Source organism: Mitsuokella apri (genome assembly GCF_051886055.1).
GTDB lineage: Bacteria > Bacillota > Negativicutes > Selenomonadales > Selenomonadaceae > Mitsuokella.
This window is the reverse complement of record NZ_JBJEXT010000066.1, coordinates 38,663-60,540: the sequence shown is the minus strand read 5'-3', so window position 1 is coordinate 60,540 and position 21,878 is coordinate 38,663. Positions and strand designations below refer to the sequence as shown.

Sequence of the window (21,878 nt, the reverse complement as noted above, 5' to 3'; positions counted from 1 at the left end):
GTACCATTTTATAGGTGGTAGTCTGTCTTTTGAAGAAGAGAATGAGGCGGGGAGACCTGCTTTTATTTTTTCACTTTGGTATATCCATGCACGTAGGCGGTGTTTTCAATTAATAAGCAAGGTATAGAGGAAAAAGTAGAGACGGCAGTGCAGGCGGAGTCCGCGCCGCAGGGCGGACAGCCGGAAAATGGCGGCAATGACAAAGAGAAGAAGTCGAGCAAGGGTGAGTCGTTCCTGAAGGGCACGTTCATCCTGACGATTGCCGGCTTTGTCGTCAAGGTCATCGGCTCTTTGAACTGGATTTTTGTCTCGCGTATCTTAGGCGGTGAAGGTATCGGTCTTTACCAGATGGCCTTTCCGATTTACTTCTTTGCGATGACGGTTTCGCAGGCCGGCGTGCCGGTCGCGATTTCCATCATCACGGCGGAGCGCGTGGCCCTGAAGGATATCTTCGGCGCGAAGCGCGTGTTCAAGATTGCCATGCGGCTCATGTTCGTCACGGGCCTGTTTTTCTCCATATTGACGTATTTCGCGGCCGACTGGCTCATTGAGTGGCATTTCATCCGCGACCCGCGCGCGTACCTCTCGATGGTCGTGCTTGCGCCGACGGTCTTTTTCGTCACGTTCCTCGCGGCTTCGCGCGGTTACCTGCAGGGCTGGCAGCGCATGACGCCGACGGCCGTGTCGCAGATTGTCGAGCAGATTTTCCGCGTCATCACGATGATTCTGCTCGCGTATCTCTTCCTGCCCTGGGGTCTGGAGTACGCATCGGCCGGTGCCTCGCTCGGTGCTCTTGTCGGCGCCGTGATGGGCCTTATTGTGCTCGTTTACTATCATTGGAAGCTCGACCGCGATATCGAGCGCGACTATGGGCATGATATTAAGCCCTTGCCGGGGACGGAACATGAGCCGGTCAGCAAGATCATCCGCCGCATTTTCATGCTCTCGCTGCCGGTCTCGGCTGCGAGCATCATGCTGCCGGTCGTCTCGAACCTCGACCTCATGATCGTGCCGCAGCGCCTCGAGGTCGCGGGCTACAGCGTCAATGAAGCGACGGAGCTCTTCGGCTACCTGACGGGCATGGCGGTGCCGCTCGTCAATCTCTCGTGCATCATCACGGCCTCGATGGCCATGAGCATCGTGCCGGCCATTTCGGAAGCGAGGGCCCTGCGCGACATGAAGCGCGTCTACAGTCAGACGGCAGCTTCCGTGCGCATCTCGAACTTCGTCTGCTTCCCGGCCTTTGTCATCGTCTTCGTGCTTGCTACGCCGATTTCGACCCTCATTTACAACGCCCCGGGCGCCGGTCCGGCCGTCATGATTTCGTCGTTCAGCATCGTGCTCTTAGGCCTGCATCAGGTCTCGACGGGCATCCTGCAGGGCCTCGGCCATCCGAACATCCCGATGGTCAACATGATCCTTGCGGCTGCGGCCAAAGTCATCCTGAACTGGGAACTCACAGCCCTGCCCTGGCTCGGCATCATGGGTGCCGCATGGGCAACGGCCGCCGACATGGGCGTCGCGGCCATCATCAACCTCATTTTCATTTACAAATTCATCGGCTACCGCATGGAAATCCCGCAGCTCTTAAAGACGCTATTCGCGGCTGCCGTCATGGCCGTGGCCGTCTACTTCTTCTATGACTGGACGATGGCCTGGTGGCACCTCGGCGTCATCTCGACGTTCGGCGCCGTCTTCTTCGGCTGCTTCGTCTACATCGCTGTCATGCTGCTCATCGGCGGCCTGCTCGAGGAAGACCTCGTCCGCATCCCGATGATTGGCCGCATCGGCATCCGCATCCTGCGCCGCATCGGCGTGTTCAAGGACTAAAGGTCGGTTCGTGGTTTGAGAAATTTTGTGCTATTTTGTGCTATTTTGTGCTAGGGGGAAAGCATCTTGAAAAAACTCGTGCTCTTCTATAATCCGGTCTCGGGGCATGCTGCGTTTAAAAACAAGCTCGACTGGGTAGTGGAAGCCTTTCAGCGCCGCGGCATCTGCGTTGTCTTCTACCGCACGCGCAAAGAGGGCAATGAAGCCTTCATCCCGTTTGTGCAGGAAATCGCGCCTGACGGCCTGCTCGTAGCGGGCGGCGACGGCACCGTGCACGAAATCGTCAACCTCATGATGAAAGGAAAATTAGACCTGCCGCTCGGCATCATCGGCAGCGGCACCTCCAACGACTTTGCCACCTACCTCGGCGTCAACGAAAACCTCGAAGAATACCTCGACATCATCGCCAGCGGCCGCAGCCGCCGCGTCGACCTTGGCCTCGTAGGCAGCACCTACTTCATCAACGTTGCCAGCGGTGGCATGATGGCCTGCATCGCCCACGAAGTCGACGCCCGCTTCAAAAACGCCCTCGGCAAAATGGCCTATTATCTAAAAGGCATCGGCGAACTCCCAAAATTCCGCTACTTCCCGCTCAAAATCGAAGCCGATGGCAAAACCTATGACGTCGAAACCTTCCTCTTCGTCGTCATCAACAGCCCCGTCGTCGGCAGCATGAAAAACGTCGCCACCGGCGTCGAAGTCGACGACGGCAAACTCGACCTCCTGACCATCGGCCGCACGAGCCTGCCCAAACTCATGAGCATCTCCCGCGACCTCGTCAGCGGCAAAACCGTCTCCGGGCGCGAAGGCGTCCTGCACATTCAGGCCAAACACTTCCGCATCGAAAGCGGCATCCCCGTCGAAAGCGACATCGACGGCGAATGCGGCCCAATGCTCCCGCTGGAGATCGAAACCATCCCCAAAGCCGTAGCCATCTACTGCTAATATCATATGACTGAACAAAAAAGAGAGGCCCGCAGGACCTCTCTTTTAAACTGCAAATAAAGAAATACCGGTAACGGCAATGCCTGCAAAGCAGGCGAGCCCCTTCCTGAACTAAGAAGCAAAAAGTAACTGGGGCTGAGGGAACTATTTCGCCTGTAAGCTCCATCTTGTCAATATCGATGTAACACAACCGCAGCTAGGACCGGGGGAACTATTTCGCCTGCAGGCAGGCCGCAACTGCCCGCAGGGCTGGGCCCCGAGTATACTCAGCCAAGTCCTGCGATGCAGGAACGCCGCGGCAGGCGGCGAACAGGCTAAAACGAAGAAATCTGGCATGGGGCCCATTTAGCGGCAAGCCGAAGCCGAAATAGTTTCACCGGTCCCCGCCGAGACGCAGCCGAAGCCGAAATAGTTCCCTCCGCCCACGCCACGATGTTAATTTTATTCTGCTCCGTTGTCAATCTGCCCCAAATAATGCGCCACAAACTGCTGTGCCGTCCTGCCGCTGCGCCCGCTGTGCGTGAGCTCCCAACGTACGCCCGCAATCCGCAGCTCCTCCGGCGTGAGCTTGATGCCGGCCTTCCGCAGCATATGGTCGATAATCGCCAAATATTCTTTCTGGTCCGGCGCATAATACTGGATGATGAGCCCGAAGCGGTCCGACAGCGAAATCGTCTCATTGACGCTGTCATCGCGGTACACCTCATCCTTGCCCGAATCGCGGTCGCGCCAGCTCTCGCGAATCAGGTGGCGGCGGTTTGACGTCGCGTAAATCAATACATTCTCCGGCCGCGACTCCACGCCGCCCTCGATGGCCGACTTCAGATACTTGTACTCCGCGTCCGATTCCTCAAACGAAAGGTCGTCGAGGAAAATGATGAAGCGCTTGCTCGCAAAATAGCGCAGCGCGTCCATAATATCCGGCAGGTGCGAAAGCTGCGGCTTTGTCAGCTGCAAGAGGCGCAGCCCGCGGCTGTAATAGAGATTCGCGAGTGCCTTGACGCCCGACGACTTGCCCGTGCCGCGCGCGCCGACGAGCAGCACATTGTTGGCCGGCTTCCGCTGCACAAAAGCCTCCGTATTGTCGATGAGCTGCTCCTTTTGATGCGCATAGCCGATGATATCGTCCATCTGCATCGCCTCGAAATGGCGGATGCCGATCAGGCGCTGCTGCTTCGTATCCCAGCGGAACGCCTTGAAAGACGCGATATCGCCGTAACCAAAGCTTCCATAATAAGAGAGCAGGGCCCCCGCGTAATCTTCGGCTGTCTGCGCATCCTTCAAAAGCGCTTCAAGCGCTGCCGAAGCCTCATCGCTCTGGCGGACCGTCGGCTCATAGTCATCGAGCAGCGGCAGGTCGAGATAAAGGCTCGTCGGATTCGTCAAAAACGGCAGCAGCAGCGTCAAATCGTGCGTGAATGCCTTTTTGAGGCTCGCGCCGACCGGCCCGTTGCTGACCTCGATCGTCTGCGCCGCGAGATTCGCGTCGTGCACGAGCAGGTAAATGATGTAGCTGCGCAGGAGATTGCCGTGCAGCCCGACGTCTTCGGCTGTCTCGATGAGCTTCGCGGCGCAGATGCCCGTCTGGCTCTTGTCGCCGTCAAGCACCTCGCCGAGGGCGGCAATTGCGGGATCCTGCAGCAGACTGCGGCAGATCAGGAGTTTATGGCAATTTGGATAATCTGACATGGTTCATCCTTCTTTCTTTTCATATTCCTCTCATTATAATGGAAAACAAAAGAGATGTAAACTTGTAACTTTTAGTGCTCCGCGGGCAGAGGCCGGCGGCAAAAGAGCGGCGAAGCAATAAAATCATTGGGCTGCTGCTGAAGCGGGAAAGGTTCAGGCAAAGAGAGCGAACGCAGCTCTGTGGCCCTCGTGTCAAAAGCCAGCATCTTTTGCAGGGGACTGAGTCCTTTGTCCTGCAGGCGCTGCTTGGAATCAAGGAACTGGCTGACCTTGGTGACAAGAGGGACGGCAGATGTTTTTTTGACCGCGTGCAGCAGTCTGCGCCCCGTCTCGTCAAAGGCGAGCACGCGCGCGTAAAGGGGCCCCGTCTCGTCTGCGCGTTTTACATCTTCGATGCGGCTCCCGAGCAGCAGATGCGGGAAAATCCTCGCGATGCGGCTCGCGGGATAGCGGCTCGTGACCATCGCCTGCGTGAGTGCCGCGAGAGACGCACTTGCGCAGGCCTTGGCGAGCAGGCGGTTCTCAAGACCTTCCTGCAGCCCGAAGATTTGCCGGAGATTTTCAGAGTCCATCGTTAAAATCTTCGTGAGCAGGGGGCGGAAAAGATGCTCCGCATTGGCAAGGTCAGCGGGAAAAGCGCGCTGCAGCAGGGCAAACGACGTTTCGGGCAGCGAAGCGCGCAGGGCCGGCCAGTCGGGCTCGTCTTTTTGGAGCTCCTGCCGGACGGCTGAGGCCGAAGCCAAAGGGCCGAGGGCTGTTTCATGGTAGCCGGCACCGCGCCGTGCAATCAGAAGGGGCGTGATGTCTGGAGCATAGGCCCCGAGAGCGCGCAGATACTCGATGGCAAGGATGTTGTTGGGCTGCCGCAGTACATTTTCATCAAGACCATTCTGCTGCAAAATGGCCGTCAGGGCCTTCGCATACGACTCGCCCTGCTGCAGGCGCTCGTGAAGCTCCGCCTGCGTTGCTTCCGCGTCGATGGCTCTGGCAGCCGCGGCAAGCGGCAGAAGTTCCGAAGATTCTGCGCCAAAGGCCAGCGTATCGACAATGCCGAGCGAGGACAAAAGGCGCACCCCGCCGCGCGCAAAATCCTGCGCACTGCGGCAGGCAAAGAGAAACGGGAGCTCCAAGACAAGGCTGCAGCCGCCCAAAACAGCCATCTGCGCGCGCTGCCACTTGTCAAGCACCGCCGCCCCGCCGCGCTGCGTAAAACTGCCGCTGATGACCGCGACGACGGCAGCATCTTTTTCACCATAGAGCTGCAGCATCTTTTCGCGCACAGCGCGGAGCTGATAGGCGTGGCCCTGATGAAACGGATTATATTCGGCAATGATGCCAACAACGCGCATGAGATACTCCTTTTATAATTACCGCGATGGATTCGTGTGGGTGAGATGATTTTTGCAAGGGGAGCGGGGAAATATTTTCGGCTTCGGCGCGCCGCTAAATGGCTCCCAATGCAGAAAGATGCTTCGAAGGAAATTCGCCGCCTGCCGCGGCGTTCTTACATGGCAATCTTAGTCTGAGTTTTCTTGGGAGCCAGCCCTGCGGGCAGTCGCTCTGCGCTCTGCAGGCGAAAATATTCCCCCGCTCCCAGTTACTGCGAGCATTTTCGTCTTCGCGCCCCGTTAGCTGCAGATTGCTGTGCGGGCAGAACTCATCTTGATACTACCAAAACCTCACGTCATCAGGCTGAGGGCTGCAGCGCAGTCCTCAGCTTTAGAGGTATGGCAAGCAGTGACTGGCGGGGAGGGCATTATTCCGCGTGCAGGAACGAAGTGATTGCCCGCAGGGCTGGGCCATAAGGAAAGCCCTGCAAAGTACAGAATGTCAAAACGCCGCGGTCGGCGGCGAAGCCCCTTAGCCTGCAAAAAAATCATATGGCCCATTTAACGGAGTGACGAACCCGAAATAATGCCCTCCCCGCCTTTTGCGATGTAAACCCAACCAAAAGACCAATGTAATTAAAACTCTGTACCTTTAGTCTAGCAGACCATCCTCTATGCGTCCAATGGATTTGGGCTTTTTGCACGGATATGGTATACTTAAAACGATAGGCAGTCCTTGGACTGTCTTTTTATGGAATAGAGAAAGGATTTTTTATTTATATGGAAAAGAAAAAAGTAGTCGTCGCGATGAGCGGCGGCGTGGACAGCTCCCTTACGGCGGCGCTGCTCGTGGAGCAGGGCTATGACGCCATCGGCGTGACGATGCGCCTTTCTGAGGAGAGCCGTGATTTTGATGAGAATGACCGCGGCTGCTGCAGTCTCAGCAGTGTCGACGATGCGCGCCGCGTGGCGGAGGTCGTCGGTATCCCGCATTACGTCATGAACTTCAAGGACATGTTTCAGGAAAAAGTCATCGACTACTTCCTCGCGGACTATGCGAAGGGCTGGACGCCGAATCCCTGCATTGCGTGCAACCGCTATGTGAAGTTTGAAGGCCTCTTGCAGAAAGCGCTCGAACTCGGCGCGGAATATGTGGCCACGGGCCATTATGCGCGCATCGGGCAGGATGAGACGGGCCGCTATGTCCTCAAAAAAGGCATCGACACGCACAAGGACCAGTCGTACGCGCTGTATCACCTCAATCAGCAGAGCCTTGCGCATTTTCTCATGCCTCTTGGCAAATACACGAAGGTCGAGACGCGCAAACTCGCGGAAAAGTACAATCTGCCGGTCGCGCACAAGCCCGACAGTCAGGAAATCTGCTTTGTGCCGCACGATGATTACAAGGCGTATCTGCGCGAAAAGAATCCTGCGTGCCTGCATCCCGGCGACATCGTCGATGTGCACGGCAAAGTGCTCGGCCATCATGAGGGCGTGCCCCTTTACACGATTGGTCAGAGAAAAGGCCTTGGCATCGCGTATCCGGAGCCTCTGTACGTCGTCGACCTCGACATGGCGCACAACCGCGTGATTGTCGGCGGGGCTAAGGACGTTTTCTCGGACGGCCTGATTGCCGGTGACCTCAACTGGATTGCCATTGACGAGCTTACGGAGCCCATGACGGTCTCGGCAAAAGTCCGCTACGGCCGCCGCGAGGGCGAGGCCCGCATTGAGCCGATGGAAAATGGCAAGGTCAAGGTGACGTTCGCGGAGCCGCAGCGCGCCGTGACGCCGGGGCAGTCGGTCGTCTTTTACGATGGGGATACCGTCGTCGGCGGCGGCATCATCGAGAAAGCCTTCAAGCATCTCGGAAATGAGGAGGGGATGGCGAAGTGACACTTGAATCCAGCAACACGACGGTCGGCATCCTCTACGATATCGAGAACGCGCCGTTTGAGATGCTCAACTACACGCTCGGCAAGGCACGCCGCTTTCAGCCGTGCCGCACGATCGTGATTTCGGACTGGGATGAGCGCCCCGAGCAGAAGCGCTGGGACAAGCTCATGCGGCGCCCCGGGTTTACGTTCCGCCAGATCAGCCGCACCTTCCTCGGCAAGAATTCGCTCGACTCGGCCCTTTACGATTCGGCGAAGCTCTTGTATCAGGAGGGCGTGCGCCGCTTTTTCATCATCACGACGGATTCGGACTTTGTGCGCATCGCCCAGATGCTCAATTCGAAGGAAAAATCTTATATCATTGGCGTGGGGACGAAGCAGGCCAGCGAAACGCTGCGCAACGCTTATGACGAATTCATCGTCTACCCGCCGGAGGAAAGAGAAACCGTGAGAAAGAAACATACAAGCAAGCAGGAGAAGCAGGTCGAAAAAGCCGAGAAAGCCGAAAAGGCCGAGGCGAAAAAACAGGCCAAGCAGCTGAAGCAGGCCAAGCAGGAAAAAGAGCATAAAGAGCGCAAAGAAGCAAAAGAAATGGTGAAAGCTGCGAAAGAGCTGAAAGAGGCGAAGGAGCCGAAAGAAGTCAAGGCGGTCAAGAACAAAAAGGGCAAGAACGAAAAGGCCAAGACGGCGAAAAACGCGAAGCCCGAAAAAGCCGTGCAGGCGGAACCAGAGCAGCCGGTCAAAGCCGAAAAGCCGGCAAAACGAGCTGCCAAGGCTGCTCCTAAGCAGGGAAAGGCCGAAAAGGCGAATAAACCGCAGATGGAACAGGCAAAAGCGGCCGAGCAGCCGGCCGCGGCTGTCAAGGTGCCGGAAAGCGCTCTGCCGGAGGGCACTCTGGCCGTGCGCCTGCCCAAGACGCTGCGCCGTCAGCTTGAGGAGCGCATGCGTGAGGAAGAAGTCACGATGGACGAGCTGGTCACGTACCTTTTGATGCGCGGCCTTTCACGATGATTTTAAATGAGGGAAAATCCATGAAACGAGAAGAACTGGTTTTATTTTATCAATTCCGCGATGACGAGAAACTCGCGCTGGCGCAGAAGACGCTGCACCGCCTTGGCATCCATACGAAGGTGCTGCCGGAAGAAGCATGGCGCGAAAAAGTCGGCTATCTATTGGGCATCAAGGGCTTTCGGGCGGCCAATCCCGAAGATTATGAAGACGATGATTTCGTGTTCCCACATGAGGTCATGGTCATGCAGAACATCCGCAACAAGCGCCTTGACGCTGTACTGAAGGCCCTGAAAGATGCCAATGTGCCGCCCGTGCACTATAAATCCATTGTCACGCCGTTCAATACGCTCTGGACGCTGCGCCGCCTTTGCGAGACGATGCAGAAGGAGCATGCGGCCATGATTGAGATGGAAGAGGCCAAGGAAAAGAAAAAGGCAGAAAAAGAAAAAGCCAAGGCCGAGAAGGCCGCAAGGGCAGCACAGGCCGGAAAGAAAGCGGGCAGGGGCGATGAGTGACCAGCAGCAAGACAGGGAAAACAAGACAGCGCCTGAGGACCTCGACAAGACGGTCCTGCTGAATAAGACGGCCTCGTTTGACGCGGCAGGGGAAAAATCCGGCAGCTCCATCAACGCGCCGCAGGGAAAGCCGGCGGCCGCAAACGAAAAAGAGCCGGCCAGCCGCCTTGAAGATACGCAGCAGCTGCCAAAGATGACGGCTGCAGAGGGGGCGCAGGACGGACCCATCCGGCAGCCTTTTCCGCAGCAGGAGCAGGAAGAAGAGCCTCTGCAGCCCGGCGTGCGCGAACTGAAGCCCGATAAGGACCTGCAGAAAAAGGCCAAACAGCAGGAAAAGAAAAAATGGCTGACGCGCAAGCGCAAGAAGGCTCTGCTGCTCATCGCGGGCTTCTTCGTGGCCGTCTTCATCGGCTTTGCGCTCGCGGGCTACCGTCAGGATCAGGCGGACCTGCAGAACAATGAGCGCCAGCATCAGGAACAGCAGATGCAGGCGCGTCAGCAGCAGCTCGACGCGCAGGAGGGAGACCTTCAGAAGCAGCGTCAGGCTCTTGAAAAGAAAAAGAAGGACCTCGAGCAGCAGCAGCGCGACCTCGAGCGCCAGCAGGGCCGCCTTGAGGGACGCAGTCAGGCCATGCAGGAAAGTGCCGATGGCGAATCCGGCCTGCAGAAAATCCTCGACAAGGTGACGGGACAGTCGGACAAGAAGCAGAAAGCCTCTGCCGATAATCAGCAGCAGAGTGCCGATACGGCCGCGGCGGCTGCCGATGTGCAGCAGTCCATCAATGATGCGCAGCAGAAACTCGACGACGTGCAGCAGAAGCTTGACGATGTCCAGTCCCTGAAGGACGAGGCCGGCAAGGTCAAGGACAAGGCCGCGGATACGTACGCTGAGAACAAGGATACGATTGACACCGTGCTCTCGTACGCCAAGGAAGGGGCTTCGATGCTCGGCGACCTGCTGTTCCATTGATGCAGTCTTTAGGTGTATAGTCTTTAAGCAGGTTTAGACAAGGGGAAAATAGTATTCTGGACTTGTGAAATTTTGGAAGGGGCGTATAAGATGATAGGAAAACACTGGAAGAAAGGGCTCTCTCTCGGCCTGACGGCTGCGGCGCTGCTCTCGGCGCTTGTATTTTCGGGCTGCGGCTCCGATCGGCAGGCAGGCTCGTCAAGCGGCGAACTGCAGACGCTTTCGGTCGGCCTGATGCTGGATACAGACTCCCTGCCGTTCCTCATCGCCGAGGAGAAGGGGTATTTTGCGGACGAAGGGCTCAAGGTCGATATCCAGCAGTACAAGAGTGCGATGGACCGCGACTCGGCACTGCAGAGCGGCAACCTCGACGGCGCGGTCTCCGACATGCTCGCGGCTTCGTTTGCCAAATCGGGCGGCTTTGACGTCAAGATCACGTCGGCCACGGATGGCAGCTACAAGCTCATCGCAGGCCCGAATGAGCAGGCCAAAGACGTAAAAAGCCTCAAGGGCAAAGACGTCAGTGTTTCGCGCAATACCATCATCGAATACGTGACGGATGAGATTCTCGCGAAGGACGGCCTGCAGGGCGATGATATCAACAAGGTCATCATTCCGCAGATTCCGACGCGCCTTGAGATGCTGCAGAACGGCAAACTCGCGGCCGCGACGCTGCCGGAGCCGATGGCCAGCATCGCCATCCACAACGGCGGACACCTCATCAAGAGCTCCGATGACCTCGGCATCAACCCCGGCGTCATCCTCTTTACGAGCAAAGCTGCCAAGGACAAGAAAAAGGAAATTCAGGCCATGTACCGCGCCTATAACCGCGCCGTCGATTACCTCAACAACACGCCGCGCGACGAATACATCGATTTTGTCATCGAGAAGGCCGGCTTCCCGGCTGAGGCCAAGGATGCGCTCGTCCTGCCGAAGTACCACAAGGCCGCGCTGCCAGCGAAGCAGGATGTCTCCGACTGTATGAAATGGCTCAACACGAAGGGCCTTGTCAATGAGACCTACGGCTATGATGACCTCGTCGTCAATCTGCTTGGCGAATAAGAGAGAACAATTAAATTGATATATGATATGGGAACAGCATGATTGCGTTTGAACATCTGACCGTCCGCTACCGGACGGCACAAAAAGAAAAGAATAAGACAACCGTGCTCGATGATATCAGCCTGACCGTTCCGCAAGGAACGGTTTGTGCTATCATCGGGCCTTCGGGCTGCGGCAAATCCACGCTCTTAAAGGCCGCGGCCGGACTTATAAAGCCTGCAGAGGGCAATGTACGACTGGACGAGAGAGCCCTCGACCCGAAAAAAGACTGCATCGGCTTCATGCCGCAGAATTACGGGCTTTTGCCATGGCAGACTGTGCGCGAAAATATCGTGCTCGGCTGCCGCATCCGCAAAAACTGGCAGGATGGCAGGGAGGCAGATGAGGCGCGCCTGCAGGGACTCGCGCAGAAGCTTCATATTGAAGACCTGCTCAGCCGCTATCCGCGGCAGCTCAGCGGCGGCCAGCAGCAGCGCGTGAGCCTCGCGCGCTCTTTCCTGCTGCGCCCTGATATTCTGCTGATGGATGAGCCCTTTTCGGCGCTCGATGCCATCACGCGCGAGGAGATGCAGGACGTCTTTTTGACGCTCTGGCAGGAGCAGCACGTCACGACCATCCTCGTCACGCATTATGTCGAGGAGGCCCTTTATCTCGGACAGAAAATCGTCGTGATGGGCGCAAAGCCCGGCCGCATCGTGCGCGTTTTCGAAAATCCCCTGAGCGGCAGCCCCGAGAAGCGCGGCCGTCAGGAATTTTTTGAGATGGGGCGCAGACTGCGCGAGGAGATCCGCCGCATCAGCAGGGGGGAAGAAGCATGAGAATCAAACATACACTCGCTTCCTATGCGGCCGCGGCCGTTTTCCTGCTCGTGCTCTGGTACGCAGTCGCAGAAATCATGGAGCTGCCGATTGTGCCGACGCCGGACAAGGTCTTTGCAAAGCTCGGCCGCGTCTTCACGCAGTACATTCTCGTGCACGCGGCCTGGAGCCTCTGGCGCATCGCGGCGGGCCTCGGCCTCGCCGTGCTCGTCGGGTATCCTTTGGGCGTACTCATGGGCTATTTTAAAAGGGCTGACCGCTTTTTGTCCCCTGTCGTCTACCTGACCTACCCGATCCCGAAGATTGCGCTTTTGCCAATCCTCATGCTGCTCGCGGGGGTCGGTGAGCTCTCGAAAATCCTCATGATCTTCCTGATTATCGTCTTTCAGGTCGTCGTGGCTGTGCGCGATGCCATAAGGACGCTGCCGGAGGAGACGTATTATCCGCTGTACTCGCTCGGCGCGTCTTTTTGGCAGGTGTTCCGCTTTGTCATCATGCCGGCCTCGCTGCCTAAATTCATCACGGCCGTGCGCGTCGCGATGGCCACGGCCGTTTCCGTGCTGTTTTTCACTGAGACGTTCGGCACGAAATTTGGCATGGGCTATTACATCATGGATGCATGGCTGCGCGTCAATTACCTCGAGATGTACGCGGGCATCGTCGTGCTGAGCCTGATGGGCCTCTTGCTTTTTGGCCTGATCGATGCGTTTGAATATTTTGCCTGCCGCTGGCAGCGGAAATGAGAAGCAGAAGGCGGAAAATCATGAGGGACTGTGCGATGCGGAAGGTGCAGAAGATGAGGAAGGTGCGTAAGATATGAAAAAATATTTGGGGCTGCTTGTGCTGCTCTCGCTTCTCTTTGGGGCAGGCTGGGCTGGCTTTCATGCGCCGGAATTTCTGCCGCAGGCCGAGCGCTGCATGGATTCATTTTTGAGCCTTTTCGAGCGCGACGACGGCGAAATCCACGTCGAGGGCAGCGGCGCCGCGCTCGCGGACGTCAAAAAAGCGGCGGGCGCCTTTGACGAGCTCACGGAGCAGCAGATGGGCGCGAGAAGGCAGCATTCGGTCAAGGTCTATGTCGCGTCTTCGGATGCCGACTACCGCAGCATCCTCAGGGAAAAATTCGCACTCTCGGACGATGAGGCGGCAGAGATTGCGGGCATCTCGGGCGGCTGGTCGGGCGGACGGCAGCACATTACGGCCATCAACGCCAAGGCCGGTGTGATGGAAAGTCACAGCGACCGCTATGCGACGACGGCCCATGAGCTCTTCCATCAACTGCAGTACGAACTAAGCGACGGCCGCGACACGGACAAGGAGGCCCTGTTCTGGCTCGAAGAGGGCTCGGCCGATTACGTCGGCGCCATGATGGCCGAAAAACTCGGCGGCCGCAGAATGGCGCGCTGGCAGATGGACGTCCTCGATGACCTTCTCGGCGCGCCGCAGCCTGCCGAGCCGGCGGACCTCCTTCATCTTGAATTTGCCGAACGAAAGTCCATCATGAAGAAGAACTATCACGCCTACGAGATGGCCGACATGATGACCGCGCGGCTTCTCGGCCGCTACTCTGAAGAAGAGCGCGGCCAAAAGCTCGCATCGTATTTCAAGGCGCTGGGCACGGGCAAAAGCGGTGAAGAAGCTTTTGCGGAGGCCTTTGGCCTGTCGCTTGACGATTTTCTCACGGAGTTTTCTGCGTGGTGGCAGGGACAGAAGGAAAATCCGGCCGTGATTCACATCGAAGCGGGCGAGGGCGTGGCGGCGGAGCAGGCCGGTTTTTATCAGGAGCAGCTCGCCGCTGTGCAGAACCTTCTGCAGCGCCGGCTCGGCATGACGCTGCACGGCGAGTACACGCTCGTGCTCGCAAACGGCAAGGAACAGATGGCCGGGGCCGTCAGCGCGCACTCCGATATGACGCCTGCGGAAGCCGCGAAAAATATCGGCGAGAGCCTCTGGCTCGAGAACGGCAGCACGCTGTTTCTCGATGCCGCGGCGCTTGATTCGCGGCGTCAGCAGATTTTCAGCACGGGCGTCATGCTCACGCGCGTCATGGAGGCGCAGGCCATGGGCGGCACGGAAAAAGAAGTCGCGTGGCTCGCGCGCGGCATGGCCTATCTCATCGGCACGCAGCGTCTCGGCGAAGAGGGCCTTGGAGAGTTTGCGGACTACCGGCGCACTTGGTACGATATTCTCGCGGAAAAGGGGAGCTTCCCCGATGCCGCGTCTTTGACGGCGCCGAAGAACTACGAACAGGCCGTTGCCTCCTTTGGCGATGAATCGTGTTCCATCATCGCGGAGCTCACGGCCTACGACCTCGCGGCAAATCACGGCTGGAAAAGCTTTGCCAAATGGCTGCATGCCGCGAATCTCGCGGATGGCGACGGTGCACAGGCCTTCCGCAGCGTCTACGGCACGAGCCCCGCTGCGTATGCCTCGTCGTCAGCTTCGCGCCTGGTGCATGAAATGTATACACGCTGAGCCCCTTTACAAAAAGATTCTTCTGTGATAACATAATAGTCGTTCAAGCGAGTACATTCGATGCACTTGAACTTGAACGAGACGAATAGTCAATATGGCAATGGCGCCATGCAGAGGTGATGCTTCCTATCAGGATTCTTGATCAGGTTGTTTTTTCTGCATGGCTTTTTTGTTGCTCAATTTTAAAAAGGGTGGTATAAACATGGACGAGTTACTTTATGTGATTCCTGCAAACTCCAAAAAAGATGAAATCCTGAACACGCTCAAAGCACATCCGGAAATCCAGTTCGTTTCGCTGGTCGGCATCGATATGGCCGGCAACGATACGGATGAAAAAATCCCAATGCGCATCTTCCTTAAGGATATCGATGAGTTCTATGCTGGCACGGCTGTCCAGACGGATGGTTCTTCCGTCGTGCTGACGGGCATTGCCACCCTGAACAACGCAAAAGTCGATATGCCGATTGATCCTTCCGTCAACTGGTTTGTTGACTACAACATGGAAAACTACGACGAAGAGACGGAGAAACCAATTGGCACGCTGCGTATCCCGTCCTTCCTGATTCATGAAGGCAAACGCGTTGATTCGCGTGCAGTGCTTGCTGACACGCTCGCCTATGTCAAGGGCGAACTCCTGAAGCTCTTCAAAGAGCATCCGCAGATTGCGGGCATCGAGAGCGTCAACGGCAACGATGTTACGGATATCCAGTTCACGTCAGCTACGGAGCTCGAGTTCTGGGTCAAGACGCCGCTTGAAGATGCTGCCATCGAAGAGATGTCCGCTTCGCAGGTCCTGCAGGAGCAGTACTGGGAGCGCACGCACGGCATCGTCCGCACGGCTCTTGAGCAGTGCCTCGAAGTCCTCGACAAATACGGCTTCAAAGTCGAGATGGGCCATAAGGAAGTCGGCGGTCTCAAAGCACAGATCGACGAGAGCGGCCGCATGACGCATGTCTGCGAACAGCTCGAGATTGACTGGCGCTTCGCTGATGCTCTGCAGGCTGCCGATAACGAGCTCTTCGTCCGCACGATTGTAAGAGAAGTATTCCGCGCTGTCGGCCTCGAAGTCAACTTCAAGGCAAAACCGATGATTGGCCTCGCAGGCAACGGCGAGCACACGCACATCGGCATGGCTGCCATCACGAAGGACGGCAAGCTCCACAACCTCTTCACGGCTGACGACCAGGAGAAGGATTTCATGAGCGCCATCGGTTATGGTTCCCTCATGGGCCTGCTGAAGAACTACGAAGTCATCAACCCGTTCGTTTCTGCTACGAACGATTCCCTGAACCGCCTCAAACCGGGCTTCGAGGCTCCGGTCTGCGTCGTTACGTCCCTCGGCCATACGCCGAAGATCCCGTCCCGCAACCGTACGATCCTCGCAGGTCTTATTCGCGACCTCAGCAATCCGTACGCTACGCGCTTTGAGCTGCGTGCCTGCAACCCGTACACGAATACGTACCTCGTCCTCGCTGCCATCTATTCGGCCTGCCTCGACGGTGTCAAAGCCTGCGTAACGCACACGACGGCAGAATGCCTCGCCGAAATCTCCAAAGATGCCGGCGAAGAAGGCTTCTACCTCGAGAAAGACCGTGCATACCGCAGTGAAGACGATGTCTTCGAAGACTACACGGAAGAAGAGCGCACGCGCCTCTTCGGTGCTCCGCCGGCTACGGTCTGGGAGAACATGCAGAACTTCGAGAACTATCCGGCTAAGCTCGCAGTCATCACGGCTGGCGGCGCTCTGCGCGACCAGATCATCGAAGCATTCCGCGCTGGTGCCCTGACGCGCTGGAAGACCGAGCTCATCGCCCGCATCATTCCGGAGAACCGCGACATCGTCCGCAGTGCCAAGGAAGTCAAGACGGATTTCGTTACGGACCTCGATTCCTACAACTGGAACAAGATCAACGGCATTCGCAGCTACCTCGCTAAAGACAGCATCGATGAGAAGAGCCTCTTCACGCTGCTCATCAACGCTCTGAACGAAGGCGACTATGCAACGGCATCCGGCCTGCAGGTTGAGATGTACGACAAAGTCGAAGAGCTTAAATCCCTCTATGACTCCTATGTCAAGAACATGATCTGATTGCCTCAGGCAATTAGTTGAAATAAGGACAGCCCCATACCGTACGCTTTGTATGGTATGGGGCTGTTTGCTGTTTCCTGTGTCAACCGTTATTTCGATGAGGTTGACGATAAGGGAATGCCGTCCTATAATAGGAACATATGTAGGGCATTATAAAATTTATTTCTATGAGAGAAAAAGAGGGATTCATCATGAATGCAAAAGCATTTTCCGTACAAGACCTGACCAAAATGGCACTCTGCGTGGCGTTCTGCTGCGTGACGGCGTATATCTCGTTTCCGCTGCCATTTACGCCGGGCATGGTCACGGCCCTGACGCTTGCGCTCGGCGTCACGGCGTTCGTACTGCCGCCAAAACAGACGTTCATCGCACTCTTTGTCTATGTCATGCTCGGCTGCATCGGTCTGCCGGTCTTTGTCGGCGGTACAGCCGGCGTCGGCCGCCTCGTCGGCCCGACGGGCGGCTACATCATCGCGTGGCTCGTCGTCTACCCGATTATCAGTGCGCTCAAAGGGGATAAGCCGAGCTTCAAGCGCTACGCCCTCGTTGACATCGTCGTCGGCATCCCTCTTACCTACGTCGGCGGCCTCATCTCCATGATGCTCGTCATGGACATCGGCCTCAAAGCCGCCGTCGTCATGGCCGTCCTGCCGTACATCCCCGGCGACATCATCAAATGCCTCATGGCCGCCTTCCTCGGCGTCAAGGTCAATCAGGCCATCGACCGCAGATAAAAGAATCTGTTCCTGCGGAAATCATAGCGCTGCAGTCTCCCGCGTGGTATACTAATACTGTTTATACGTTGGCGCGAAAGGGAAGTGGGGGCATGAACAAAATAACGGACAGTCTTTTGCAGGGGCAAAAGACTGCCTTCTTCGATGCGAGGGTGAATTCGGCTGCCGAATATCGCCCTCAATTTGTGTACAATGACTACCACAATGGCCGCAAGGTCCTGTCGGCCCTCGAGCGCGAATTCGAGCACTGCGAGTCCTTCTGCATCAGTGTGGCCTTTATCACGATGAGCGGCATCACGCCGCTGCTCGGCATTCTGCGGGAACTGGAAGAGCGAAAAATTCCCGGCCGCATTTTGACAACGAATTACTTAAATTTCAGCGACCCCAAGGCCCTGAAGAAGCTGCAGGCATTCTCCAACATTGAACTGCGCATGTACTGGTCGGAACAGGGAGCTGGCTTTCACACGAAGGGCTATATCTTCCGCCGCGGCGATGTTTACCGCATGATTGTGGGCAGTTCCAATCTCACGGCAGCAGCTTTGACCAAAAATGAGGAATGGAACACGAAGCTCATTTCCCTTCATGATGGCGAATACACGCAGAGCATGCTCACGCGCTTTGAAGACCTTTGGTCGGACGAAAAACATACCCTTTCGTTTGCGCTCTTTTACGATGCGTATCAAAAGATTTATCAGCATGAGCGCGAACGCATGCAGGCAAAACAGGGACAGTCTTATGAGCTGCCCCTGTCAGACCTGCCGCTGGCGGCGGAAAATGCCGATTCGGTGGCAATGACCGGCACGTCCGCAGCCCTGCGTCCCAATCTCATGCAGGAGGAGTTTATTGAGAGCCTGCGCGCCCTTCGTCACCATAAGGCCCGCAGAGCTCTGCTGATTTCCGCGACGGGCACGGGCAAGACGTATGCCTCAGCCTTTGCCGCGCGTGATTTTCAGCCGCGGCGCATGCTTTTTGTCGTGCACCGCGAGCAGATTGCCAAGCAGGCCCTAAAGAGTTACAGGCGCGTTCTCGGCGAAAATATTGACGCGGGCCTGCTGTCCGGTACGGCTAAAGACGTCGATGCACAGTATCTCTTTGCGACCATCCAAACGCTTTCGCGTGAGGACGTCCTGCATTTATTTTCGCCAAATGCTTTTGACCTGATCATCATCGATGAGGTGCACCGCGCCGGCGCGGCCTCGTATCAAAAACTGCTCGACTACTTTACGCCGGTGTTCTGCCTCGGCATGACGGCCAGTCCGGACCGGCCGGACAGCTTTGATATTTACGCCCTGTTTGACCACAATATCGCTTATGAAATTCGCCTGCAGCAGGCTCTGACTGAGGATCTTCTCTGCCCATTCCATTATTTTGGCATCCATGATATCAGTTTGGGAGAGCGGACGTATGCGGCGGATGAGGTGCATGACGAACATCTTTTTCAAAAGCTTACAGGTGAGAGCCGTGTCGAGCATATCATCCGTGAGGCCGAGTTCTACGGTTTCAGCGGCTCGCGCGTCAAGGGCTTGATTTTCTGCAGTACAAATCGGGAGGCGGAAATTCTTTCGCAGAAGTTCAACGAACACGGCCTGCGCACGCTGAGTCTATCCGGCAAAAATTCACAGGCAGAACGAGAAGCGGCCATAAGCCGCCTCATCGAAGATGACATCCCCAATCCCCTCGATTATATCTTGACGGTCGATATCTTTAATGAGGGCGTCGATATCCCTGAAATCAACCAGGTCATCATGCTGCGCCCGACGCAGAGCCCGATTGTCTTTATTCAGCAGCTCGGCCGCGGCCTGCGCAAGGCGGAGGGGAAGGAATACGTCGTCATACTCGATTTTATTGGCAATTACAGCGACAAGAATTACCTGATTCCCATCGCACTTTCGGGTGACCGCAGCTACAATAAAGACAATATCCGCCACTTTCTGCTTGAGGGTGAACGCATGATTCCGGGGGCCTCGACGATTCACTTCGATGCGGTCGCGCGGGAGCAGATCTTTCATTCCATCGACCAGTCGAACCTCGCGGCAATCCAGCTTATCAAGGACAATTATTTCCATTTGCGCTATAAATTGGGGCGAATTCCTAAGCTGGACGAGTTTGACCGCTTCGGCGAGATGGACATCACCTGCGTATTTCGTGCCAATCGCCTCGGCTCGTATCATGCCTTTCTGAAGAAATATGAAAAGGACTATCGCGTTGCCTTCAATGCCCTTGAAGAAAAATTTCTGCAGTACATCTCGAAGGAATTTGCCGAGGGCAAGCGGCCGCATGAGCTATTGATGCTCGACATCATTTTGCAGCATCCCGGGGAAAAGCGGATTTTTCATGTGCTGGAGCGGCGTCTCTCGCTGCCTCCTTATGAAATTGCCTTCAAGCGCAATACGCGCCAAAATCTCATCCACATCATGACGGGAGATTTTGCGACAGGCGCGTCCCGCAAGACGTTTCAGGACTGCATTTTTATCGAACCATGTGCAGGGGACTACACAGCGTCGGCCTCGTTTCGCAAATTGCTGCAGCATGAGGACTTTCGGAGTCAGATAGATGAGCTCGTCCGCTTCGGCCTGCGGCGCTATCGGGAAAACTACAGCAATCCCTATCAGGACAGCGGCTTTCAGCTTTATCAAAAATACGATTATGAGGATGTCTGCCGCATCATGGACTGGAGCCATTCCCTCGTGCCGCTCAATATCGGTGGTTATAAATACGATGCGGAAAGCCGGACGTATCCCGTTTTCATCAACTACGACAAGGCGGCGGATGTGCAGGATTCCATCAATTACCATGACCGCTTCTTGAATAACGGCCAGCTCATTTCGATTTCCAAGAGCAAGCGAAGTCTCGATTCTGAAGATGTGCAGCGTTTCTGCAGGGCAAAGGCAGAGGGACTGCCGATTGACCTCTTTGTGCGGAAAAACAAAGAGGATAAAGAGGCCAAGAGTTTTTATTATCTGGGCCGTATGACAAATCACGGGGCTGAGCCCATCAAGATGGACTCGGGCGACACGGCCGTGGAACTTTTCTGGCAGCTCGACACGGCGGTCCGCGAGGACCTTTACGATTACCTTACAAGCAAAGAAGCCTGACTTTTGCATAAGAATGCAGAAGGGCAGAAAGATAGAAAGGAAGAGATAGATGAAAAAGATTCACGTGGCAGCAGCAGTCATTACGGATGGTACGAGCGTGCTGGCGACAAGGCGCAATTACGGCGATTTTGCGGGCGGCTACGAATTTCCGGGCGGCAAGCTCGAAGCCGGAGAAAGCGGGGAAGAAGCCCTGCACCGCGAGATTCGCGAGGAACTCAAGGCCAAAATCGTCATCGACCGCCTGCTCGGCACAGTCGAATATGATTATCCGAAATTCCATCTGACGATGGACTGCTACCTCTGCCGCTTGATGGGCCACCATATCACCCTGACCGTGCACGACCGCGCCAAGTGGCTTCATCCGGACGAGTTCGACACCGTCAATTGGCTGCCGGCCGACGTAAAAGCCGTCGGCTGGGCCAAAGAAGCTTTAAGGGCATAAAAAATGACCGCCAGTTATGCAGCTGTGCGGTCATTTTTCTGTCGCTTATGCGATACATGGTTCAATTTTTTCGAGTTCATTTTTCAGGGCAATTTTTTCATTGCGCAGCTCGATGTCGTTCTGCAAATCCATGAAGTAGCGGTCGCTGACACCGAAATACTTCGCAAGACGCAGGGAAGTATCCGCTGTGATTCTGCGCTTTCCGTGCAAAATATCCTGAATTCTCGAAATGGGAACGTGAATATCCTTTGCCAGGCGATAAGCCGAAATCCCCAATGGCTCCATGAATTCCTCGTGCAGAATCTCTGCAATCGTCGGAGTAGGAATGAACGACTTTTCCATATCTATCACCCCTTAATGGTAATCTTCAATTTGTACATCATAGAAACGATTGCTGTCTTTCAGCCTGAAACAGATTCGATATTGCTTGTTGATCCGAATACTGTACTCATCCTTTCGTGGGCCGGAAAGCTGTTCCAAATGATTCGCTGGAGGGACACGCAAATCGTTCAGACATGTTGCATTGTCCATCATAAGTAATTTTCGTAATGCAAGACGCTGAATTGATTGTGGCAGTTTCTTTGAAAATATCTGATGATAGACTTTTTCGGTCTCTTTGTCCCGAAAACTTGTAATCATGATTTTATTATACCTGAAAAGCAGGTATATATCAAGTAAATTGTTTACAGTTGCTGTTACGTGTTCTTTTATGATAGAATAAAAAAATCAGCAGTACGATGTACTGCTGATGGCCACCAACGGTAGGCGGTTGCCCTCTGATTCCGGTTTCTTTCTGGAAGTGGAGGGATTTTGTAAGCCCTCCACAGTTTCGGCTGAAAGGAGGGATGAAGCATGGACGGAATGGTTGTATACGATATCGTATTTAATGTTTTCGGACTTGCCATTGCTTGTTTTTCCCTAGGCTACGCCTTTGGTAAAGATAGAAGCAACAAAAAATGACCGCCAAGACCCCCATCTGA

At 55.8% G+C, this 21,878-nt stretch carries 18 protein-coding genes; 14 read left to right on the top strand and 4 right to left on the bottom strand.

Features of this window, described 5'->3' with window-relative positions; genetic code table 11:
- Positions 1 to 234: 234 nt before the first annotated feature.
- Positions 235 to 1,830 carry a putative polysaccharide biosynthesis protein gene (locus ACI4OH_RS09615; protein WP_435720962.1) on the top strand — a complete coding sequence of 532 codons (1,596 nt, stop codon included), beginning with the start codon at positions 235 to 237 and terminating at the stop codon, positions 1,828 to 1,830.
- A 66-nt stretch (positions 1,831 to 1,896) separates the two neighbouring features.
- Positions 1,897 to 2,775 carry a diacylglycerol/lipid kinase family protein gene (locus ACI4OH_RS09610; protein ID WP_439784663.1) on the top strand — a complete coding sequence of 293 codons (879 nt, stop codon included), beginning with the start codon at positions 1,897 to 1,899 and terminating at the stop codon, positions 2,773 to 2,775.
- A gap of 441 nt (positions 2,776 to 3,216) precedes the next feature.
- Here the strand turns inward: ACI4OH_RS09610 and ACI4OH_RS09605 are convergent, their stop codons facing one another.
- Together ACI4OH_RS09605 and ACI4OH_RS09600 are read right to left on the bottom strand one after the other, a co-directional pair.
- A complete protein-coding gene (locus ACI4OH_RS09605) occupies positions 3,217 to 4,464 on the bottom strand; it encodes an ATP-binding protein (protein WP_439784662.1) in 1,248 nt (415 codons plus the stop codon).
- A gap of 71 nt (positions 4,465 to 4,535) precedes the next feature.
- Positions 4,536 to 5,813 (bottom strand): tRNA(Met) cytidine acetate ligase, encoded by a 1,278-nt coding sequence (locus ACI4OH_RS09600; RefSeq protein WP_439784661.1) that lies wholly within the window; start codon positions 5,811 to 5,813, stop codon positions 4,536 to 4,538.
- Between the two features lie 759 nt (positions 5,814 to 6,572).
- On the opposite strand from ACI4OH_RS09600, the gene mnmA reads away from it, so the two are divergent.
- The 12 genes from mnmA to ACI4OH_RS09540 all read left to right on the top strand — a co-directional run bounded on the left by mnmA (position 6,573) and on the right by ACI4OH_RS09540 (position 20,898).
- Positions 6,573 to 7,688 carry a tRNA 2-thiouridine(34) synthase MnmA gene (gene mnmA / locus ACI4OH_RS09595; protein ID WP_439784660.1) on the top strand — a complete coding sequence of 372 codons (1,116 nt, stop codon included), beginning with the start codon at positions 6,573 to 6,575 and terminating at the stop codon, positions 7,686 to 7,688.
- Positions 7,685 to 8,698 (top strand): NYN domain-containing protein, encoded by a 1,014-nt coding sequence (locus ACI4OH_RS09590; protein ID WP_439784659.1) that lies wholly within the window; start codon positions 7,685 to 7,687, stop codon positions 8,696 to 8,698. Before mnmA ends, ACI4OH_RS09590 begins: the two co-directional genes overlap by 4 nt.
- A 20-nt stretch (positions 8,699 to 8,718) precedes the next feature.
- A complete protein-coding gene (locus ACI4OH_RS09585; RefSeq protein WP_432646585.1) occupies positions 8,719 to 9,213 on the top strand; it encodes a DUF3783 domain-containing protein in 495 nt (164 codons plus the stop codon).
- Positions 9,206 to 10,183 (top strand): PilN family protein, encoded by a 978-nt coding sequence (locus ACI4OH_RS09580; RefSeq protein WP_439784658.1) that lies wholly within the window; start codon positions 9,206 to 9,208, stop codon positions 10,181 to 10,183. The genes ACI4OH_RS09585 and ACI4OH_RS09580 overlap by 8 nt, the downstream gene beginning before the upstream one ends.
- Before the next feature lie 90 nt (positions 10,184 to 10,273).
- A complete protein-coding gene (locus ACI4OH_RS09575; RefSeq protein ID WP_439784657.1) occupies positions 10,274 to 11,245 on the top strand; it encodes an ABC transporter substrate-binding protein in 972 nt (323 codons plus the stop codon).
- 38 nt (positions 11,246 to 11,283) lie between these two features.
- A complete protein-coding gene (locus ACI4OH_RS09570) occupies positions 11,284 to 12,063 on the top strand; it encodes an ABC transporter ATP-binding protein (protein WP_439784656.1) in 780 nt (259 codons plus the stop codon).
- Positions 12,060 to 12,806, top strand: a complete 747-nt coding sequence (locus tag ACI4OH_RS09565) for an ABC transporter permease (protein WP_439784655.1) — start codon at positions 12,060 to 12,062, stop codon at positions 12,804 to 12,806. Before ACI4OH_RS09570 ends, ACI4OH_RS09565 begins: the two co-directional genes overlap by 4 nt.
- A gap of 73 nt (positions 12,807 to 12,879) precedes the next feature.
- Positions 12,880 to 14,538, top strand: a complete 1,659-nt coding sequence (locus ACI4OH_RS09560; RefSeq protein WP_432646590.1) for a hypothetical protein — start codon at positions 12,880 to 12,882, stop codon at positions 14,536 to 14,538.
- Between the two features lie 202 nt (positions 14,539 to 14,740).
- A complete protein-coding gene (locus ACI4OH_RS09555) occupies positions 14,741 to 16,627 on the top strand; it encodes a glutamine synthetase (RefSeq protein WP_432646591.1) in 1,887 nt (628 codons plus the stop codon).
- A 191-nt stretch (positions 16,628 to 16,818) separates the two neighbouring features.
- The gene (locus ACI4OH_RS09550; protein ID WP_432646592.1) at positions 16,819 to 17,361 is read left to right on the top strand and encodes a biotin transporter BioY; all 543 of its coding nucleotides are present in this window, start codon (positions 16,819 to 16,821) and stop codon (positions 17,359 to 17,361) included.
- 92 nt (positions 17,362 to 17,453) lie between these two features.
- Positions 17,454 to 20,456 carry a DEAD/DEAH box helicase gene (locus tag ACI4OH_RS09545; protein WP_435720636.1) on the top strand — a complete coding sequence of 1,001 codons (3,003 nt, stop codon included), beginning with the start codon at positions 17,454 to 17,456 and terminating at the stop codon, positions 20,454 to 20,456.
- Between the two features lie 49 nt (positions 20,457 to 20,505).
- Positions 20,506 to 20,898 (top strand): (deoxy)nucleoside triphosphate pyrophosphohydrolase, encoded by a 393-nt coding sequence (locus ACI4OH_RS09540; protein ID WP_432646594.1) that lies wholly within the window; start codon positions 20,506 to 20,508, stop codon positions 20,896 to 20,898.
- Between the two features lie 45 nt (positions 20,899 to 20,943).
- Here ACI4OH_RS09540 and ACI4OH_RS09535 read toward each other — a convergent pair whose 3' ends face one another.
- Entirely contained in the window at positions 20,944 to 21,240 is a 297-nt protein-coding gene (locus ACI4OH_RS09535; protein WP_432646595.1) for a HigA family addiction module antitoxin, read from the bottom strand.
- Between the two features lie 12 nt (positions 21,241 to 21,252).
- Positions 21,253 to 21,537 (bottom strand): type II toxin-antitoxin system RelE/ParE family toxin, encoded by a 285-nt coding sequence (locus ACI4OH_RS09530; protein WP_432646596.1) that lies wholly within the window; start codon positions 21,535 to 21,537, stop codon positions 21,253 to 21,255.
- Positions 21,538 to 21,878 lie beyond the last annotated feature (341 nt).

Bases quoted from the DNA above. Each gene is read 5' to 3' on its own strand.
- ACI4OH_RS09540 (WP_432646594.1), top strand. From the start codon at position 20,506: ATGAAAAAGATTCACGTGGCAGCAGCAGTCATTACGGATGGTACGAGC.
- ACI4OH_RS09580 (WP_439784658.1), top strand. From the start codon at position 9,206: ATGAGTGACCAGCAGCAAGACAGGGAAAACAAGACAGCGCCTGAGGAC.
- ACI4OH_RS09555 (WP_432646591.1), top strand. From the start codon at position 14,741: ATGGACGAGTTACTTTATGTGATTCCTGCAAACTCCAAAAAAGATGAA.
- ACI4OH_RS09565 (WP_439784655.1), top strand. From the start codon at position 12,060: ATGAGAATCAAACATACACTCGCTTCCTATGCGGCCGCGGCCGTTTTC.
- ACI4OH_RS09530 (WP_432646596.1), bottom strand. From the start codon at position 21,537: ATGATTACAAGTTTTCGGGACAAAGAGACCGAAAAAGTCTATCATCAG.
- ACI4OH_RS09605 (WP_439784662.1), bottom strand. From the start codon at position 4,464: ATGTCAGATTATCCAAATTGCCATAAACTCCTGATCTGCCGCAGTCTG.
- ACI4OH_RS09550 (WP_432646592.1), top strand. From the start codon at position 16,819: ATGAATGCAAAAGCATTTTCCGTACAAGACCTGACCAAAATGGCACTC.
- ACI4OH_RS09575 (WP_439784657.1), top strand. From the start codon at position 10,274: ATGATAGGAAAACACTGGAAGAAAGGGCTCTCTCTCGGCCTGACGGCT.
- ACI4OH_RS09535 (WP_432646595.1), bottom strand. From the start codon at position 21,240: ATGGAAAAGTCGTTCATTCCTACTCCGACGATTGCAGAGATTCTGCAC.
- ACI4OH_RS09560 (WP_432646590.1), top strand. From the start codon at position 12,880: ATGAAAAAATATTTGGGGCTGCTTGTGCTGCTCTCGCTTCTCTTTGGG.
- ACI4OH_RS09545 (WP_435720636.1), top strand. From the start codon at position 17,454: ATGAACAAAATAACGGACAGTCTTTTGCAGGGGCAAAAGACTGCCTTC.
- mnmA (WP_439784660.1), top strand. From the start codon at position 6,573: ATGGAAAAGAAAAAAGTAGTCGTCGCGATGAGCGGCGGCGTGGACAGC.
- ACI4OH_RS09600 (WP_439784661.1), bottom strand. From the start codon at position 5,813: ATGCGCGTTGTTGGCATCATTGCCGAATATAATCCGTTTCATCAGGGC.
- ACI4OH_RS09570 (WP_439784656.1), top strand. From the start codon at position 11,284: ATGATTGCGTTTGAACATCTGACCGTCCGCTACCGGACGGCACAAAAA.
- ACI4OH_RS09585 (WP_432646585.1), top strand. From the start codon at position 8,719: ATGAAACGAGAAGAACTGGTTTTATTTTATCAATTCCGCGATGACGAG.